This window comes from Streptomyces sp. NPDC049597, from assembly GCF_040675505.1.
Classification (GTDB): Bacteria; Actinomycetota; Actinomycetes; order Streptomycetales; family Streptomycetaceae; genus Streptomyces.
Map to the genome: position 1 here is coordinate 117,094 of NZ_JBFAOY010000006.1, position 16,182 is coordinate 133,275.

14 protein-coding genes are annotated in these 16,182 nt (G+C 72.9%); 8 read left to right on the top strand and 6 right to left on the bottom strand.

Features of this window, described 5'->3' with window-relative positions; genetic code table 11:
* Nucleotides 1–84 precede the first annotated feature (84 nt).
* The 3 genes from AB0K02_RS09990 to idi all read left to right on the top strand — a co-directional run bounded on the left by AB0K02_RS09990 (nt 85) and on the right by idi (nt 3,241).
* Nucleotides 85–1,026: a cation diffusion facilitator family transporter gene (locus tag AB0K02_RS09990; protein WP_365991871.1), complete on the top strand. Its 942-nt coding sequence runs from the start codon at nt 85–87 to the stop codon at nt 1,024–1,026.
* A 218-nt stretch (nt 1,027–1,244) separates the two neighbouring features.
* Nucleotides 1,245–2,516, top strand: coding sequence for a bifunctional class I SAM-dependent methyltransferase/N-acetyltransferase (locus AB0K02_RS09995; RefSeq protein ID WP_365991873.1), 1,272 nt, complete (start codon nt 1,245–1,247; stop codon nt 2,514–2,516).
* A 131-nt stretch (nt 2,517–2,647) separates the two neighbouring features.
* A complete protein-coding gene (gene idi / locus AB0K02_RS10000) occupies nt 2,648–3,241 on the top strand; it encodes an isopentenyl-diphosphate Delta-isomerase (protein WP_365991874.1) in 594 nt (197 codons plus the stop codon).
* Between the two features lie 83 nt (nt 3,242–3,324).
* On the opposite strand, the gene AB0K02_RS10005 is transcribed toward idi, so the two are convergent.
* The gene (locus AB0K02_RS10005) at nt 3,325–3,801 is read right to left on the bottom strand and encodes an ATP-binding protein (RefSeq protein WP_365991876.1); all 477 of its coding nucleotides are present in this window, start codon (nt 3,799–3,801) and stop codon (nt 3,325–3,327) included.
* 250 nt (nt 3,802–4,051) lie between these two features.
* Between AB0K02_RS10005 and AB0K02_RS10010 the strand changes: the two genes are divergently transcribed.
* Nucleotides 4,052–4,828 (top strand): enoyl-CoA hydratase/isomerase family protein, encoded by a 777-nt coding sequence (locus AB0K02_RS10010; RefSeq protein ID WP_365991877.1) that lies wholly within the window; start codon nt 4,052–4,054, stop codon nt 4,826–4,828.
* Here AB0K02_RS10010 and AB0K02_RS10015 read toward each other — a convergent pair.
* Together AB0K02_RS10015 and AB0K02_RS10020 are read right to left on the bottom strand one after the other, a co-directional pair.
* The gene (locus AB0K02_RS10015) at nt 4,815–5,450 is read right to left on the bottom strand and encodes a DJ-1/PfpI family protein (protein ID WP_365991878.1); all 636 of its coding nucleotides are present in this window, start codon (nt 5,448–5,450) and stop codon (nt 4,815–4,817) included. The genes AB0K02_RS10010 and AB0K02_RS10015 overlap by 14 nt on opposite strands.
* A 122-nt stretch (nt 5,451–5,572) precedes the next feature.
* A complete protein-coding gene (locus AB0K02_RS10020; protein WP_365991879.1) occupies nt 5,573–6,544 on the bottom strand; it encodes a GlxA family transcriptional regulator in 972 nt (323 codons plus the stop codon).
* 123 nt (nt 6,545–6,667) lie between these two features.
* Between AB0K02_RS10020 and AB0K02_RS10025 the strand changes: the two genes are divergently transcribed.
* Nucleotides 6,668–7,534 carry a hypothetical protein gene (locus AB0K02_RS10025; protein ID WP_365991880.1) on the top strand — a complete coding sequence of 289 codons (867 nt, stop codon included), beginning with the start codon at nt 6,668–6,670 and terminating at the stop codon, nt 7,532–7,534.
* A 176-nt stretch (nt 7,535–7,710) separates the two neighbouring features.
* On the opposite strand, the gene AB0K02_RS10030 is transcribed toward AB0K02_RS10025, so the two are convergent.
* Nucleotides 7,711–8,199, bottom strand: a complete 489-nt coding sequence (locus AB0K02_RS10030) for a hypothetical protein (protein ID WP_365991881.1) — start codon at nt 8,197–8,199, stop codon at nt 7,711–7,713.
* Between the two features lie 224 nt (nt 8,200–8,423).
* Between AB0K02_RS10030 and AB0K02_RS10035 the strand changes: the two genes are divergently transcribed.
* Both AB0K02_RS10035 and AB0K02_RS10040 read left to right on the top strand, forming a co-directional pair.
* Nucleotides 8,424–10,811 carry a Tex family protein gene (locus tag AB0K02_RS10035; protein ID WP_365991882.1) on the top strand — a complete coding sequence of 796 codons (2,388 nt, stop codon included), beginning with the start codon at nt 8,424–8,426 and terminating at the stop codon, nt 10,809–10,811.
* Between the two features lie 470 nt (nt 10,812–11,281).
* Nucleotides 11,282–12,118 (top strand): DUF2182 domain-containing protein, encoded by an 837-nt coding sequence (locus AB0K02_RS10040; RefSeq protein ID WP_365991982.1) that lies wholly within the window; start codon nt 11,282–11,284, stop codon nt 12,116–12,118.
* 52 nt (nt 12,119–12,170) lie between these two features.
* Here the strand turns inward: AB0K02_RS10040 and AB0K02_RS10045 are convergent, their stop codons facing one another.
* Nucleotides 12,171–12,827, bottom strand: a complete 657-nt coding sequence (locus AB0K02_RS10045) for a DUF1326 domain-containing protein (protein ID WP_365991883.1) — start codon at nt 12,825–12,827, stop codon at nt 12,171–12,173.
* A 603-nt stretch (nt 12,828–13,430) separates the two neighbouring features.
* Nucleotides 13,431–15,068 carry an ABC-F family ATP-binding cassette domain-containing protein gene (locus AB0K02_RS10050; RefSeq protein WP_365991884.1) on the bottom strand — a complete coding sequence of 546 codons (1,638 nt, stop codon included), beginning with the start codon at nt 15,066–15,068 and terminating at the stop codon, nt 13,431–13,433.
* 97 nt (nt 15,069–15,165) lie between these two features.
* Between AB0K02_RS10050 and AB0K02_RS10055 the strand changes: the two genes are divergently transcribed.
* Nucleotides 15,166–16,125, top strand: a complete 960-nt coding sequence (locus AB0K02_RS10055; protein WP_365991885.1) for an FAD-dependent oxidoreductase — start codon at nt 15,166–15,168, stop codon at nt 16,123–16,125.
* Nucleotides 16,126–16,182 lie beyond the last annotated feature (57 nt).

The following is a 16,182-nucleotide window of genomic DNA, read 5'->3' on the forward strand; positions in this document are numbered from 1 at the left end:
TCAGTGCCGTGTTGACCATACCCCCCACCAGTAGTTCACTGAGGGCCTGGACGACACCGCCGACACCGGCTTGGAGGCATCCTCATGGGGGCTGGGCACGACCACGGGCATCACCACGGCGGGCCGCCGCCGACGGGGACCGCCGCCGCCGCTTACAAGGGACGGCTTCGCATCGCCCTGTCCATCACGCTGGGCGTGATGGTTCTGGAGATCGTCGGTGGTGTGCTGTCCGGCTCGCTCGCCCTGATCGCGGACGCCGCCCACATGGCGACGGACGCCGTCGGACTGGCCATGGCCCTGCTCGCCATCCACTTCGCCAACCGCCCGGCCGGGCTGAACCGCACCTTCGGCCTCGCGCGGGCGGAGATCCTCGCCGCGCTCGCGAACTGCCTGCTGCTGCTCGGCGTCGGCGGCTACCTGCTGTTCGAGGCGGTCGAGCGCTTCATCACACCGGCCGAGACCCGCGGCGGCCTGACCATCACGTTCGCGCTCGTCGGCCTGATCGCCAACATGGTCTCGCTCTCCCTGCTGGTACGCGGCCAGAAGGAGAGCCTGAACGTCCGCGGCGCCTACCTGGAGGTGCTCGCCGACGCGCTCGGCTCGGTCACCGTGCTGGTGTCGGCCGGCATCATCCTGGGCACGGGCTGGCAGTACGCCGACCCGATCGCGTCCCTCGTCATCGGCCTCATGATCGTCCCGCGCACGCTGCGGCTGCTGCGGGAGACGCTCAACGTGCTGCTGGAGGCGGCGCCCAAGGGCGTCGACATGGGCGAGGTCCGGGCGCACATGCTGGCGCTGCCGGGCGTGGAGGACGTGCACGACCTGCACGCCTGGACGATCACCTCGGGCATGCCCGTGCTCTCCGCCCATGTGGTGGTGACCCAGGACGTCCTGGACGCGGTGGGGTACGAGAAGCTCCTCCACGAACTCCAGGGCTGCATCGGCGACCACTTCGACGTCGAGCACTGCACGTTCCAGCTGGAGCCCGTCGGGCACGCGGAGCACGAGGCGAAGCTCTGCCACTGAGCGGGCGCGTTGTTGTTAGGGTTCGGCCCGGGCCATCACGTCCCGGCCGACCCTTCGAAGGAGCTGAGATCGAATGACTGCGGCGATGAACGCTGCCCTGCGCAGCGCCCGGTCCGTCATCCGCTTCCGGGCTCCCGGCCACCACTGATCCGACCCGGTCCGTCCACCGGACCCGGTCGTGCCGTCGGCCGGAGCCCTTTCACACAAGGGTTTCCCCGTTGTCCGACAACGCATCGCACGACGCCTTCTTCGCCCTGCACCACGGTCTGCCGCGGCAGGGCCCCGGTTCCGACATCACCTCGCTGCGGCTGCTCGCCGCCGCGGGACCGCTGCCCGCGTGTCCGCGGGTGCTCGACCTGGGCTGCGGCCCCGGCCGTTCCGCACTGCTGCTGGCCGCCGAGGCCGGCGCGCGGGTGACCGCGGTCGACCTGCACCGGCCGTTCCTCGAGGAACTGCGGCAGTCCGCCGACGCACGCGGGCTCGGTGACGTCATCCGTACCGTCAGCGCCGACATGGGCGACCTCCCCTTCCCGGACGGGTCGTTCGATCTCGTCTGGGCGGAGAGCTCCGCCTACTCCATCGGCTTCGACACCGCACTCGCCGCGTGGCGGCGGCTGCTCGCCCCGGGCGGCTGTCTCGTCCTGACCGAGTGCGAGTGGACGGCCGAGCCCTCGGCCGCCGCCCGCGCCTTCTGGGACCGGCACTACCCGCTGCGGACGACCGCCGAGAACTGCGCGGCGGCGTCGGCCGCCGGATACGCGATCCTCTCGGTGCTCCGCCAGCCGGAGAGCGACTGGGACGAGTACTACGGCCCGCTGGCCGCGCGGGCCGACGCCGCGGATCCCTCGGCGCCGGGCATGGCCGAGGCCCTCGCCGCCACCCGGGAGGAGATCGCCATGCGCCGTGAGCACGGCGCGGAGTACGGCTGCACCGGCTATGTGGTGCGTCCCGCCGATCCCCGCTGGCGCACCCGCCCCGAGACGGCGGCCGACGCCGACGCGGTCCGCGAGCTGATCACGGCCGCCTTCCCCACGCCGGCCGAGGCCGCCCTGGTGGACGCGCTCCGCGAGGACGGCGAGGCGTGGCTGCCGGGACTGTCGTACATCGCCGAGGCCGCTGGGGGTACCTCCCGCGAAGGCCGTGGGGGAGGCTCCCCCGCGGCGTACGCGCTGCTCACGCGGTGCCGCGTGGGCGACGCGCCCGCGCTGGCGCTGGCCCCGGTGGCGACCGCGCCCCGGTATTGGCGCCGGGGCGCGGGGCAGGCGGTGGTGCGGGCCGTGCTGGACGCGGCGCGGGCGCGTGGTGAGAGTCTGGTGGTGGTGCTCGGGCATCCGGAGTACTACCCGCGGTTCGGTTTCGAGCGGGCGGCCCGGTACGGGATCAGGCCAGGTTTCGACGTGCCGGACGAGGCCATGATGGCCATGGTGCTGGACGGGTCGGCCGCGGTCCCGCGCGGTGAGATCCGCTATCCCTCGGCCTTCGGGGTCTGACCCGTCCTCCGCCCCGCCGTGCGCACCGCGCGGCGGGGCGGACATGCCAGGCCGCCGAAGTGCGGACAAGCACCGTTTTTGCGGCAGACTGGGCAGACTCCCGGGGCCGAGCAACGATGCGAAGGATGGTCATGCCGATCACACCAGCCACTGCGGCGAACAGTTCGTCGAACGGCACATCACCAGCGATCCTGCTCGAACTGGTCGACGAACAGGGCAATACCATCGGCACCGCGGAGAAGCTCTCCGCCCATCAGGCGCCCGGCCGGCTGCACCGCGCGTTCTCGGTGTTCCTCTTCGACGAGCAGGGCCGGCTGCTCCTCCAGCGCCGCGCGCTGAACAAGTACCACTCCCCCGGCGTCTGGTCGAACACCTGCTGCGGCCACCCCTACCCCGGGGAGTCGCCGTTCGCGGCCGCCGCCCGGCGTACGTACGAGGAGCTCGGCGTCTCCCCGTCACTGCTCGCGGAGGCCGGCACGGTGCGCTACAACCACCCCGACCCGGCGTCGGGGCTGGTGGAGCAGGAGTACAACCACCTCTTCGTCGGCATGGTGCAGTCCGCGCTCCGGCCGGACCCCGAGGAGGTCGGCGAGACGGCGTTCGTGACGCCCGACGAGCTGAGGGAGTTGCACAGCCGGGCCACGTTCTCGGCGTGGTTCATGACGGTGCTGGACGCCGCGCGCCCGGCGGTCAGGGAACTGACGGGGCCGTCGAGGGGCTGGTGAGACGTGTGGGCGGGGGCGGGTGCGGTCCGGTGCGGTCCGCACCACCCGTCCGACGCGGACTTGCGGACGGGCGCACTTGCGGACTAGATGGGCGTCGCCTCACCGTTCAGCACCGGGACCAGCGGCAGTTCGGCCCAGATGATCTTGCCGCCGCTCGCGGTGTGCTCGACGTCGCACAGGCCGCCCGCCTCACGGGTGATCTCCCGTACGAGCAGCAGACCCCGGCCGCCCGTCTGCGCGGAGTCGGTCTCCAGCGCCTTGGGCCGGTAGGGGTGATTGTCCTCGACGGACACCCGGACCCACCGGGCGCCGATGGCGACCTCGACGGCGAGCTCGGGGGACAGCAGGGCCGCGTGCCGTACGGCGTTGGTGACCAGCTCGGAGACGATCAGCAGGAGTCCCTGCACCACCTCGTCGGCGACCGGCGCCCCCTGACGTGCCAGCAGGTCCCGCACCGCGCGCCGGGCCTGCGGGACGGAGACGTCGACCGCCGGAGCGGTGAAGCGCCAGACCCCCTCGTACGACAGCGGCCGGGCGGGCACGCTCCCGCGGCTCTCCATAGTTTCACCCTCGGCTCGTTTGCCACTGACCATCGAGTCCATCGAGTAATAAGTGTTGGAGGTCAGTCGGTAAGGGCCGAGCAGCTGAACAGAAGTGATCGCCTTTTAGTGTCTTCTGACCGTTTGCGTATGACAGCGTCAGTTGTGCGACTGGTTGGGGGCTCCTTCTGCGCGGTTCGCCAGGCCGATCGTTTCAGCAGTCTTTTCCCCGCCGGAAGCCTCGCCGACCCGGGCGGATACCATCCGGCGCATGGAGCCGCCCGAGTCCCCGCAGCCGCAGCTGACGCACACCGTCGAGGACGGTGTCGCCACGGTCGTGATCAGCAATCCCGCCAAGCGCAACGCGATGACCGCCGGGATGTGGCGCGCCCTGCCCGAGCTGCTCGACGGGCTGGCCGGTGACCCCGTGGTGCGGACGCTGGTGCTGACCGGAGAGGGCAAGACTTTCTGCGCGGGCGCGGACATCTCCTCGCTGCGCGAGCCCGGCGAGGACCCGCAGGCGCTCGCGGTCCGCGCGGAGGAGGCGCTCGCGGCCTTCCCCAAGCCGACGCTCGCCGTGGTGCGCGGGTACTGCGTGGGCGGCGGCTGCCAGCTCGCCGCCGCCTGCGACCTGCGGTTCGCCGCGGACGACGCGCAGTTCGGTGTGACGCCCGCGAAGCTCGGCATCGTCTACCCCGCGGCCTCCACCCGCAGGCTGGCCTCGCTGGTGGGTCCGGCTGCCGCCAAGTACCTGTTGTTCTCCGGGGAGTTGATCGACGCGGACCGGGCGCTGCGCACCGGGCTGGTGGACGAGGTGCTGCCCGAGGGCGAACTGGGCCGGCGTGCGGCCGGGTTCACCCGCGTCCTCGCCTCGCGTTCGCAGCTGACACAGTGCGCGGCCAAGGAGTTCATCGCCGGCCGCACCGACCGGGACGCTTACTGGGCGGAGCAGGCGCGCGGGAGCGGCGACACCGCCGAGGGCGTCGCCGCCTTCCTGGAGCGCAGGGCGCCGCTCTTCGGCTGGACGCCGGGTCCTACCGGAGGATGAACCGGCTCTTGGTGCGGAACTCCGCCACGAGGTGGGCGGGCGCCTTCTGAGGCGATCCCGCGTCGTAGGGCGGCTGGGGATCGTACTCGGTCAGCAGCTGCACGGCCTGCGCGTGCTCGTCACCGGCCAGCCGGCCGACCAGGGTCAGGCCCATGTCGATGCCCGAGGACACTCCGGCGGCGGTGAGGTACTTGCCGTCGGTCACGACACGGCGGCCGGTGGGCTCGGCGCCGAACGACCTGAGCACGTCGAGTGCGAGCCAGTGCGAGGTCGCCTCGCGTCCCTTCAGCAGCCCGGCCGCGGCCAGCAGCAGCGAGCCCGTGCACACGGAGGTGGTCCACGTGGAGGTCGCGTCGGCGGTGCGCAGCCAGTCGAGCAGGGCCTCGTTCTCCATCTGGTCGCTCTGGCCCGGCCCGCCGGGTACGAGGACGACGTCCGGGCGGGGCACCTCGTCGAGGCTCTTCGTCGCGACGAGGGACAGCTGCCCACAGTCGTTCGCCACAGGGCCGGGGCGCTCGGCGACGAAGACGACCTCCGCGCCGGGGAGGCGGCAGAGCATTTCGTAGGGGCCGACGGCGTCGAGGGCCGTGAAGCGGTCGAAGAGCAGGACGGCGATCTGCATGAAAGGTCCCTTCGGTGGGCGGGGCGGGTCGATGGCGCGCGGGTACGCGGCCCGGTGGTGCACGGGCCCGGTGCACGGGCCCGGTGGTACGCGGGCCCGGCGGGTTCAGGGGGCGCGACGGGTCAGGCGGCGGGGGCTCCCGAGGCGCGGAAGCGGCGGCGGTACTCGGCGGGCGCGACGCCGAACGCCTTGAGGAAGGCCCGGCGCATGGCCTCGGGGGTGCCGTAGCCGCTGGCGCGTGAGACGAGCGCGACTCCGTCCCCGGTGTCCTCCAGGAGCCGCCGGGCGTGTTCGAGGCGCACGCGTTCCACGTAGCGGCCGGGGGTCATGCCGGTCTCGGCCCGGAAGGCGCGGGCGAAGTGGCGCGGTGACAGACGGGCCCGGCCCGCGAGCGCCTCCACGGACAAGTCGGCCGAGGGGTGCTCGCTCACCCAGTGCTGGACCTCCCGCAGCGGGTCGCGCCGCGCGGTCTGGGCGGCGAGCTGGGCGCTGAACTGCGCCTGGCCGCCCGGCCGGCGCAGGAACACGACGAGGTGGCGGGCCACGGTGAGCGCCACCTCCCGCCCGAGGTCCTCCTCCACGAGCGCGAGGGCCAGGTCGATGCCCGCCGTGACACCGGCGGAGGTGGACACCCGGCCGTCGCGGACGAAGATCGGGTCGGGGTCGACCTCGACCGCCGGGTGGGCGCGGGCGAAGTGGTCGCAGGCGGCCCAGTGGGTGGTGGCACGCCGCCCGTCGAGCAGTCCCGCCTCGGCGAGCAGCAGGGCGCCCGTGCACACGGAGACGAGCCGTTCGGCGCGTGCGCCGTGCTCACGGAGCCAGTCGATCACCCGTGTGTCGGGACGGCGGGTGCCCTGGCCGCCGGGGACGAGGAGGGTGTGGGGGCGCGGGGCGTCGGTGAGGGCGAGGTCGGGGACCAGGGTGAGGCCGCTGGAGGTGCGGACGGGGGCTCCGTCCAGGGTCGCCGTTCGGATCGGGTACGCCGCCGGGTCGCCGGTCGCCCTGCCCGCACCGGCGAAGACCTCCACCGGCCCGGTCACGTCGAGGCTCTGCACGTCGTCGAAGAGGACGACCAGGACGGATCGCTCTGCCATGCCCCCATCCTTCGCCTGGGCCAGGGATGGCCGCAATGACGAATGTCCCACCCTTCCTGCCATGGGCGGGCTGCTGCGCGGCTTCTCTGTACGGACGTACCAACCAGTCGGTAACCTTTGGCCATGACCTCTCTTCTCCCGCGCGCGGGACGCCACTGCCACAACGCGCTGAACCCGCTGCACTCCACGGTGTACTTCTCGCCCGACCTGGGCACGGAACTCTCCGGCGTCGGCATCGACGATGCCCGCGCGGCCTACTTCGCGGCGCGTTCGGCGGCGCTGGGTGCGGTCGGGCCGGGCACGGTCGCGGCGACCTTCTACAACTTCAATCCGGAGCTGATCGCCCGGTATCTGCCCGCGGTGTGGGACACCGCCTCCCCCGAGACAGTGCTCGCGGCCCGGCTGCGCGCCGCCGACACGACGCTGCGGCGGCTGCTCGGCGAGGATGTCATCGCGTCGAAGGAACTGGCCGAGGCGGCGGAACTGGCCCTGCGCGCCACGGAGGCGTGCACCCGGTACGCCCGGCCGCTGTACGCCGCGCACGCCGACCAGCCGGTGCCCTCCGAACCGCACCTCGCGTACTGGCACGCGGCGACCCTGCTGCGCGAGCACCGCGGCGACGCCCATCTGGCCGCCCTGCTGCTCGCGGGCCTCGATCCGCTGGAGGCGCTGGTGAGCCACACGGCGACCGGCAAGGGCATGGCGCCGCGCTGGATCCTCGCGACGCGCGGCTGGAGCCGCGCGGACTGGGAGTCGGCGCAGGACCGTCTGCGGGAGCGCGGACTGCTGGACGCCGAGGGGGAGTTGACGCAAGCGGGCACGGCGCTGCGCGACGAGGTCGAGGAGCACACGGACCGCATGGACCTCGCACCGTACGAACACCTGGGCGCGCAGGCCGTCGAGCGCCTGACCGAACTGGGCCGCGGCTTCCTGCTGACGGCCTTCGCGGCGGGTGCGTTCCCCGCGGAGGCGACGGGCCGGCCGGCCTGACGCCGCACCGGCCGTGCCAGGCCGACGCCCCTGCGGCTGCGCCCGCGCGGCCGGGGTGCGCGGCCCGGCCGCGGCGGTTGCCGGCGGGGACCGTTCAAAGGAGGGCTGTCGCCCCGCGAGGCGGGACGACAGCCCTCAGTCCGCTGCGGGCCTCAAGGCCGCTCCCGCCGGGCGGATCAGTCCGTGGGGGACGGCTCGGGCGCCGGGAGCGCGCCCGTGCACGTCGCGCGCCCGAACTCGCCGAAGGCGGTGGCCCGCTGGACGTGTTCGCCGCGGATCGCCAGCGTGCAGCTCGCCTCGCCGCCCTTCTCGTCCAGCACGATGCCGACGGACGGGTCCTTGCCGAGCGGCACCCGCACCGTCTTCTTCCACGGCAGTTCCACCTCCTTCTCGACCGTCGCCGCCCCGTCCTCACTGCGGGCCTGGTACGAGATCTCGACCGTCCCCCTGCCCTGCACCTCGTACGTGACCTCGGCGGTGGGAACGGGCTTGGCCGCGGGCTTGTCGTCCGAGCCGAGCAGGCCGTAGCCGACGAGTCCGCCGCACACGAGGATCAGGACCGCGGCGATGACGAGCGCCGTCCGGTCGGGCTTCGCGGCCGGCTCCGTCGTGGGCCCGGAGTCCTCCACGGAGGAGGGCTCCTCGTTGACTGGCGTCGATGTCATGACAATCCGGCTTTCGGTCGGCGCGCAGCGCTGGGCGCATGCACGCGGTACAGGGCGGCTCGGGTATACACCGGCCGGTCCGCCCCGGTCGAGCGAGCGGACAAAGCAAACGAAAGCCCCGAAGGCCCTGCTTCTTCGCCGCTGCGGCGCGCGACACGGCAGGGCGGCACCCGGCACAATGCAGGCTCAAGCACAGCCAGCACGAGAAGGCGAGTCGGGAAACCGTGACCACGTCCATCGAAGGCAGGATCGCCGAGGAGCTCGGCGTACGCGAGCGGCAGGTGAAGGCGGCCGTCGAGCTGCTCGACGGCGGGTCGACCGTGCCGTTCATCGCGCGCTACCGCAAGGAAGCGACCGAGATGCTCGACGACGCGCAGCTGCGCACGCTCGAGGAGCGGCTGCGGTATCTGCGGGAGCTGGAGGAGCGCCGGACCGCGATTCTGGAGTCCGTCCGGGAACAGGGCAAGCTCACCGACGAGGTCGAGGCGCAGATCCGGGCCGCCGACACGAAGGCGCGGCTGGAGGACGTCTACCTCCCCTTCAAGCCCAAGCGGCGCACCAAGGCGCAGATCGCCCGTGAGGCCGGCCTCGAACCGCTGGCGGACGGCCTGCTCGGCGACCCGTCCGTGGAGCCGCTCGCGGCTGCCGCCGCGTTCGTCGACGCGGACAAGGGCGTCGCCGATCCGGCCGCGGCACTGGAGGGGGCGCGGGCCATCCTGACGGAGCGTTTCTCCGAGGACGCCGACCTGATCGGTGAGCTGCGCGAGCGGATGTGGACGCGGGGCCGGCTCGCGGCCAGGGTCCGCGAGGGCAAGGAGGAAGCCGGCGCCAAGTTCGCCGACTACTTCGACTTCGCCGAGGCGTTCACCGAACTCCCCTCGCACCGCGTCCTCGCCATGTTCCGCGGCGAGAAGGAGGAGATCCTCGACCTCGTCCTGGAGCCCGAGGAGCCGGTGGACGGCCCCTCGTCGTACGAAGGGATCGTCGCCGCCCGCTTCGGCATCGCGCAGCGGGGACGGCCCGGTGACCCGTGGCTCGCCGACACCGTGCGCTGGGCCTGGCGGACCCGCATCCTCGTCCACCTCGGCATCGACCTGCGGCTGCGCCTGCGCACGGCCGCCGAGGACGAGGCGGTGCGGGTCTTCGCGGCGAACCTGCGGGACCTGCTGCTGGCCGCGCCCGCCGGCACGCGCGCCACCCTGGGGCTCGACCCGGGCTTCCGTACCGGCGTGAAGGTCGCCGTCGTGGACGCGACCGGCAAGGTCGTCGCGACCGACACCATTTACCCGCACGTCCCGGCGAACAAGTGGGACGAGGCGCTGGCGAAGCTGGCCCGGCTGGCGAAGGAGCACGCGGTCGAACTGGTCGCGATCGGCAACGGCACGGCCTCCCGCGAGACCGACAAGCTCGCCGGTGAACTCATCGCCAGGCACCCGGAGCTGGGCCTGACCAAGGTCATGGTCTCCGAGGCCGGGGCCTCGGTGTACTCGGCGTCCGCGTTCGCCTCCCAGGAACTGCCCGGCCTGGACGTGTCGCTGCGCGGGGCCGTGTCGATCGCGCGGCGGCTGCAGGACCCGCTCGCCGAGCTGGTGAAGATCGACCCCAAGTCGATCGGGGTCGGCCAGTACCAGCACGACCTGTCCGAGGTGAAGCTGTCGCGTTCGCTGGACGCGGTGGTCGAGGACTGTGTGAACGGTGTCGGCGTCGACGTCAACACGGCGTCCGCGCCGCTGCTTTCGCGTGTCTCGGGCATCGGCGCGGGTCTCGCCGAGAACATCGTGGCCCACCGGGACGCCAACGGTCCCTTCCGTTCCCGCAAGGCGCTCAAGGACGTGGCGCGGCTCGGCCCGAAGGCGTACGAGCAGTGCGCGGGCTTCCTGCGGATCCGGGGCGGTGACGACCCGCTGGACGCGTCCAGCGTGCACCCGGAGGCGTATCCGGTGGTGCGGCGGATGGTGAAGACGGCGGGCGGCGAGGTCGCCTCCCTGATCGGCAACACCGGTGTGCTGCGGTCGCTGCGGGCGGACGACTTCGTGGACGAGACCTTCGGTCTGCCGACGGTGACGGACATCCTGCGCGAGCTGGAGAAGCCGGGGCGCGACCCGCGGCCCGCCTTCAGGACGGCGACGTTCAAGGAGGGCGTGGAGAAGATCGGCGACCTGGCCCCCGGCATGGTGCTGGAGGGCGTCGTCACGAATGTCGCCGCGTTCGGGGCGTTCGTGGACATCGGCGTCCACCAGGACGGTCTGGTCCACGTGTCGGCGATGTCGAAGACGTTCGTCAAGGACCCGCGGGACGTGGTGAAGCCCGGTGACGTGGTCAAGGTGAAGGTCCTCGACGTCGACATCCCGCGCAAGCGGATCTCGCTGACCCTGCGGCTGGACGACGACGCGTCGGCTCCGTCGGGCGGGTCCGGAGCCCCGAGGCGGGAGCGCGGTGGGCGTCCGCCGCAGCAGCGGCAGGGCGGTGGCGGGCGCGACCGCCGCGGTGCGGGCGGCAACGGCGGTGGCGGCGCCCGTCAGGCTCCCGCCCCGGCGAACAGCGCGATGGCCGACGCCCTGCGCAAGGCGGGGCTGCTGGACCCGAAGGGCGGGGGCGGCCGGCGCGGCTGAGGCACGACTCGGCGGGGCGGGGCGGGACTTTCCCCGCCCCGCCCTTCCCGTCACTGGGGCTGCGCCCCCTCGCCGGGGGGAGCGGGCGGTAGGTGGGGCCAGGGCCCCGACACCCCTAAGACGGCAGCTTCGGCCGCGGCCCCCCGCCCCCCCCCGGGGCGATGGCGGCGCTGCGTGGAGGCCGCTCCCGTCGGCGGCAGCTTCGCGCCGCCTCACCCCTGTGGAGAGGTGGGGCGGTGCATGGACGCCCTCTCGTGTGCCGAGTCTGCGGTAGCAGATGCGTGTGCAGGCGATGCGGTGCGTGACACCGCGCCCGTTCAACCATCGCCGCAGGCAGCCCTTGTCGGCGTGGAGTTCTTCCGCCTCGCGTCGTCGGTGTCCTCGGCCCCGTCGCTGCACGTGAGTTCGGGTGAGGTCGCGCTCCGCGCTGAGGCGTGGTCTGCTGGATGCATCTGTGGAAGGGCACGCCGATGCGCTTCACCCGGACCTCCGTCTTCGCACCCACGCAGTCGCCCGCGCCGACCGGAGCGGGCGGCGGGTTGCTGCCGGCGCGGGATCTCGCGGCCGCCTGGTTCCTCGTGGTCCTGATCGCGGCACCCGCCTGGGCGCTGACGGTCGGGCAGGCCCGGGACATGGGGGTCGAGCCCGGCACGATGGGGATGGCGCTGCCGCTGTTCCTGCTGCTGTGGGTGACGATGATGGCGGCCATGATGCTGCCGTCCATGGCGCCGGTGGCCATCACGTGGGTGCGGGGGATCGGCCGGCAGTCCTCCGGCTGGATGCGGACCGTGCGCACCGTCGAGTTCGTGGGCGGATATCTGCTGGTGTGGGCCGCCTTCGGACTCCTCGCCTACGCGGCTCTGGCCCTCACCGGCGGCCTGGTGGACGACCATCCGGCCGCCGGACGCTGGATCGGCGCGGTGGCCTTCCTGCTCGCGGGTCTCTATCAGCTCGGCCCCCTCAAGTACGTCTGTCTGCGGCACTGTCGTGACCCCATGAGCCACCTGGTGCGCTACGCGGGGTTCCGGCAGCCGGCCCGCGATCTGAGGGTGGGCGTCCATCACGGCGCCTACTGTGTCGGCTGCTGCGCGGGACTGATGGTCGTCCTGATCCCGCTCGGCGTGATGAACGTCGCTGCGATGGCCGGGCTGGCCGTGGTCGTCTTCGTCGAGAAGCTGTGGTCCCGCGGCCCGCTGCTCGCCCGGGTCGTGGGTGTCGCGTTCCTCGTACTGGCCGTGCTCGCGCCCTTCCAGGACTGGTTGTTGCCGGGGCTGGAGGGTTCGACGCCGTCGATGGACGGCATGTGACCGGTCGGCCGATGGAGCAGACGAACGTGGCGCCGCTCCCGCGCCCAGCTCCTCAGCCAGGACCGCTCCAGTCGAAGCTGAAGTGTTTGCTCGACTTTCCCGAACGTTCCCAGGAGAAGCCGAATGCGTCGGCGCGATCGGCGGTTGCCCGTCCCCAGGTGGCGACCTGGCCCGGCCCGACCTCGGCGCCCGGAGCGTTGTGGACCTGGACGCGTGTGCCGTCTGGCGTCGTCGGGCCGGTGAGCGCCTCGGCGACAGCCGTGACCCGGCCGGGAATCTCGGCTCGCCAGGTGGCGAGGTCCTCGTCGATCTTCACGTGGATGGGAGCGATGTCCATGCCACGCATTTCGGGGTGGAACATCTCCCCGAACTGCGCCGGCCATCCGCCCGCCTCACCGCCGAAGATGGCCCCGAGTGCACCGCGCTGCTGCTCGTCGGCGCGCTCGTCGAGGAAGACCGCGGCGTACGCGTCGGTGTGCGCCCCGGCCCAGACGTTGCCGACGAAGGAGCCGAGCATCAGGACGTTGAGATCATCGAGCCGCACGTCGCCGAAGCTGCCTTCCCGGATGTGCCAGACCAGCACGCCTTCGCAGTCGCCGTAGGTCGGGGGCTGCGCGAACGTGCAGGGGCACGGTATGGCGCACTTGCACACATCGAACCAATCACCGGTCAGGCGCCAACGCGCACCGGTGGTGACCTGCTCTGTCATCTCGCTTCCCTCCTGCCGAGCCCGGGCAAGCTCACTCGGAGCGGCGAGACCGCGTGTCCCGAGCCGGCTCCCGAGATGGCGAGGCGGCCTCCATTCCAGCTTGCACCTCACGTCCCGGTAGGGGAAACCCGGCGGTCGCGGCGCTCACCTGCGACGTTTCGTTCCGCTGCAGGTGGCGATCCGGTGGCGCGGGCGGCGCGGATGCTGCGGGCCCAGCCGCCCGGGCTGCGATCCCTTCACGCGCGCGTCCGAATGCCTTCACGAGAAGGCATGCCACACAGGCTGCTGCCGCTCTCCACCACTGAGTAACCCAGCTTCTGCCGGATCCGGCTCATCGCAACGTGAAAATCAGCGTGTGCGGCCCGGTGCAGCGTCGCAGCCGGTCGCTCCGGTCAGCCGTCGATCTGTTCGGGAGGCGGGGTGTGGCCCTGCCTGACGCGGCAGTTCACACCCCTGCGGACCACGTCTGCGGGCGCGGAGGGCGCGGTGGCCGCGCTGCGCGAGGATCCGGAGGGCACGGCGCGGGGTCCGTGGGCTGACGCGGCCGAATTCCGGTGCTCCGGTGGGCGGCGGCCGGGCTGTGGGCCTGCGCGGCCGCCGGGGTCACTGCTCGGTCACCTTCCCGTCGGCCACCTCGACGCGGCGCGTGGTGCGGACGGCGTCCAGCATGCGCCGGTCGTGCGTGACCAGCAGCAGCGTGCCCGTGTAGGAATCGAGGGCCGACTCCAACTGCTCGATGGCGGGCAGGTCGAGGTGGTTCGTCGGCTCGTCCAGGACCAGCAGATTGACCCCGCGGCCCTGGAGCAGGGCCAGGGCAGCGCGGGTGCGTTCTCCCGGGGAGAGAGAGGTCGCCGGGCGCAGCACGTGTCCGGCCTTGAGCCCGAACTTGGCCAGCAGCGTGCGGACGTCGGCCGGTTCCGTGTCGGGGACGGCCGCGCAGAACGCGTCCAGCAGCGACTGTGTCCCGTGGAACAGCTTCCGCGCCTGGTCGACCTCGCCGACGACGACACCCGAGCCGAGCGAGGCGTGCCCGGCGTCGAGGTCGAGACGGCCGAGGAGCGCGGCGAGCAGTGTCGACTTGCCCGCGCCGTTCGCGCCGGTGATCGCGACCCGGTCGGCCCAGTCGATCTGGAGGGACGCCGGACCGAAGCGGAAGTCGCCGCGCCGGACCTCGGCATCGCGCAGTGTCGCGACGACGGAACCGGAGCGCGGCGCGGCGGCGATCTCCATCCGCAGCTCCCACTCCTTGCGGGGCTCCTCGACCACGTCGAGCCGCTCGATCATGCGCTGCGTCTGCCGCGCCTTCGCCGCCTGCTTCTCGCTCGCCTCGCTGCGCGTCTTGCGGCTGGTCTTGTCGTTGTCGGTCGCCTTGCGGCGGGCGTTCTTCACGCCCTTGTCCATCCAGGAGCGCTGCATATGGGCGCGGCTCTCCAGGGCGGCCCTCTTGTCGGCGTACTCCTCGTAGTCCTCGCGCGCGTGGCGGCGGGCCGTCTCGCGCTCCTCCAGGTAGGCCGCGTAACCGCCGCCGTAGAGGGTGATCTGCTGCTGCGCCAGGTCGAGTTCGAGGACCTTGGTGACCGTGCGGGTCAGGAACTCGCGGTCGTGGCTCACGACCACGGTGCCCGCGCGCAGGCCCTGGACGAAGCGCTCCAGTCGCTCCAGTCCGTCCAGGTCGAGGTCGTTGGTGGGCTCGTCGAGCAGGAACACGTCGTAGCGGGACAACAGCAGGGACGCCAGTCCGGCGCGGGCGGCCTGGCCGCCGGAGAGCGCGGTCATCGGCTGGTCGAGTCCGACGGCGAGCCCGAGCGAGTCGGCGACCTCCTCGGCACGCTCGTCGAGATCGGCGCCGCCGAGGCCGAGCCAGCGCTCCAGGCTCACGGCATACGCGTCGTCCGCGCCGGGCACCCCGTCGACGAGGCCCTGGGTGGCCTCGTCCATCGCGGCCTGCGCTGCGGCGACGCCGGTGCGGCGGGCGAGGAAGTCCCGTACGGACTCGCCCTCGCGGCGATCGGGCTCCTGCGGGAGGTGGCCGACGGTCGCGGTGGGCGGTGAGAGCCGCAGCTCGCCCTGCTCGGGGCGGTCGAGTCCGGCGAGCAGGCGCAGGAGCGTGGACTTGCCCGCGCCGTTGACACCGACGAGGCCGATGACGTCGCCCGGTGCGACGACGAGATCGAGGCCGGAGAAGAGCGAACGCTCGCCGTGGCCGGCGGCGAGGTCCTTCGCGACGAGAGTGGCAGTCATCAGGAGGCCGATCCTAGGCCAGCCCGGGAGGAGGGCCGTAGGTGTCCCCGACGGGGACGGCGGCGCACACCCTCGGGCCATGGGCTACGGTCCCGGCATGAACGCTGACGTGCTGGTGCTGGGCGGTGGGGTCATCGGGCTGACGACGGCCGTGGTGCTCGCCGAGAGCGGCAGGCGGGTGCGGGTCTGGTCCCGGGAGCCGGCCGAGGACACCACGTCCGCGGTGGCGGGGGCGCTGTGGTGGCCGTACCGCATTGAGCCGGAGGCCCTGGCGGGGACCTGGGCGCTCGACTCGCTGCGGGTGTACGGGGAGCTGGCGGCCCGCCCCGAGGAGACCGGCGTGCGGATGGTGCCCGGAGTCCACGCGGACCTGCGGATGGCGGGGCTCGGGGCGTGGGCGGCCAAGGTCGACGGGCTGCGCACGGCGGAGCCGGGCGAGCTGCCCGTGGGGTGTCCGACGGGGCTGCGGGCCCGGATTCCGCTGATCGACATGCCGGTTCACCTGCGGTGGCTGGAGAAACGGCTGGCCGGGGCGGGCGGCACGCTCGAACGGCACGTGGTGACCTCCTTCGGGCAGGCGCAGGCCCGGAGCGGGGCCGCGGTGGTCGTGAACTGCACGGGTCTCGGTGCGCGGGAGCTGGCGTCCGACCCGGCGCTGCGGCCGGTGCGGGGCCAGTTGGTGCTGGTGGAGAACCCGGGTGTGACGCGGTGGTTCACCGCCGCCGACGCGGCTTCGGCGGAGACGACGTACTTCTTCCCTCAGCCGGGGCGGCTCGTCCTCGGCGGCACGGCGGACGAGGACGTCTGGTCACGGGAGCCGGACCCGGCCACGGCCGCGGCGATCATCGCGCGCTGCGCCCGTGTCCTGCCGGCCATCGGGGACGCCCGCGTCCTCGGCCACCGCGTGGGCCTGCGCCCGGCCCGCACGGGCGGTGTCCGCCTCGCTTCCGAACGCCTGCCGGACGGCGGTCTCCTGATCCACAACTACGGCCACGGCGGCGCGGGCGTGACGGTGGCCTGGGGCTGCGCACGAGCGGCGGCGGCGCTGGCGGGCTGAGCGCCTCGCCGTGGGCGGGGTCCGGACCGGCACCGCACCGCGCCCGGGACCGCCCCA

What these genes read in the sequence shown, in the direction of transcription:
- AB0K02_RS10025 (WP_365991880.1), top strand. Translation starts at nt 6,668, where the DNA reads ATGACCTCTCTTCTCCCGCGCGCGGGACGCCACTGCCACAACGCGCTG.
- AB0K02_RS10055 (WP_365991885.1), top strand. Translation starts at nt 15,166, where the DNA reads ATGAACGCTGACGTGCTGGTGCTGGGCGGTGGGGTCATCGGGCTGACG.
- AB0K02_RS10050 (WP_365991884.1), bottom strand. Translation starts at nt 15,068, where the DNA reads ATGACTGCCACTCTCGTCGCGAAGGACCTCGCCGCCGGCCACGGCGAG.
- AB0K02_RS09990 (WP_365991871.1), top strand. Translation starts at nt 85, where the DNA reads ATGGGGGCTGGGCACGACCACGGGCATCACCACGGCGGGCCGCCGCCG.
- AB0K02_RS10040 (WP_365991982.1), top strand. Translation starts at nt 11,282, where the DNA reads ATGCGCTTCACCCGGACCTCCGTCTTCGCACCCACGCAGTCGCCCGCG.
- AB0K02_RS10005 (WP_365991876.1), bottom strand. Translation starts at nt 3,801, where the DNA reads ATGGAGAGCCGCGGGAGCGTGCCCGCCCGGCCGCTGTCGTACGAGGGG.
- AB0K02_RS10045 (WP_365991883.1), bottom strand. Translation starts at nt 12,827, where the DNA reads ATGACAGAGCAGGTCACCACCGGTGCGCGTTGGCGCCTGACCGGTGAT.
- AB0K02_RS10030 (WP_365991881.1), bottom strand. Translation starts at nt 8,199, where the DNA reads ATGACATCGACGCCAGTCAACGAGGAGCCCTCCTCCGTGGAGGACTCC.
- AB0K02_RS10020 (WP_365991879.1), bottom strand. Translation starts at nt 6,544, where the DNA reads ATGGCAGAGCGATCCGTCCTGGTCGTCCTCTTCGACGACGTGCAGAGC.
- AB0K02_RS10010 (WP_365991877.1), top strand. Translation starts at nt 4,052, where the DNA reads ATGGAGCCGCCCGAGTCCCCGCAGCCGCAGCTGACGCACACCGTCGAG.
- idi (WP_365991874.1), top strand. Translation starts at nt 2,648, where the DNA reads ATGCCGATCACACCAGCCACTGCGGCGAACAGTTCGTCGAACGGCACA.
- AB0K02_RS10015 (WP_365991878.1), bottom strand. Translation starts at nt 5,450, where the DNA reads ATGCAGATCGCCGTCCTGCTCTTCGACCGCTTCACGGCCCTCGACGCC.